We start from the raw sequence: 611 nt of genomic DNA, 5'->3' as shown, positions 1-611 counted from the left end.
CACCCCTTCCGCACCGGCGACGAGCTGCTGCGGCTGTCCCGGGAGACCGGGCTGTCGATCTCCGCGCTGATGCTGGAGAACGAGAAGGCGTGGCGCGGCGAGGCGGAGATCCGGGCCGGGCTGCTGGAGATCTGGGAGGTGATGCGGGCGTGCGTGGAGCGGGGCATGACGCGTGAGGGCATCCTGCCCGGGGGGCTGAAGGTGCGGCGCCGCGCGGCGCAGTCCGCCCGGCAGTTGCGGGCCGAGGGCGACCCGTCGACCCGGGCGATGGAGTGGATCACGCTGTACGCGATGGCGGTCAACGAGGAGAACGCGGCGGGCGGCCGCGTGGTGACCGCGCCCACGAACGGCGCCGCCGGGATCATCCCGGCCGTCCTGCACTACTACCTGCAGTTCGTCTGCTCGCCGTCCACGTCCGCCGCGGACCGGGACGACGCGGTGGTGCGCTTCCTGCTGGCCGCCGGCGCGATCGGCATGCTCTTCAAGGAGAACGCCTCCATCTCCGGCGCCGAGGTCGGCTGCCAGGGCGAGGTCGGCTCCGCCTGCTCCATGGCCGCGGGCGGCCTCGCCGAGGTCCTGGGGCTCACCCCGGAGCAGGTCGAGAACGCGGC

At 73.8% G+C, this 611-nt stretch carries 1 protein-coding gene; it reads left to right on the top strand.

The window, feature by feature from the left end; translation table 11 throughout:
* Positions 1–611 (top strand): L-serine ammonia-lyase, iron-sulfur-dependent, subunit alpha (locus AC3EVP_RS36965; RefSeq protein WP_435138199.1); only part of this gene is annotated, 611 nt, incomplete at both ends.

This window comes from Actinacidiphila sp. bgisy144 (assembly GCF_057708105.1).
The sequence above is the reverse complement of the archived record's forward strand: the minus strand, read 5'-3'. Positions and strand labels throughout refer to the sequence as shown.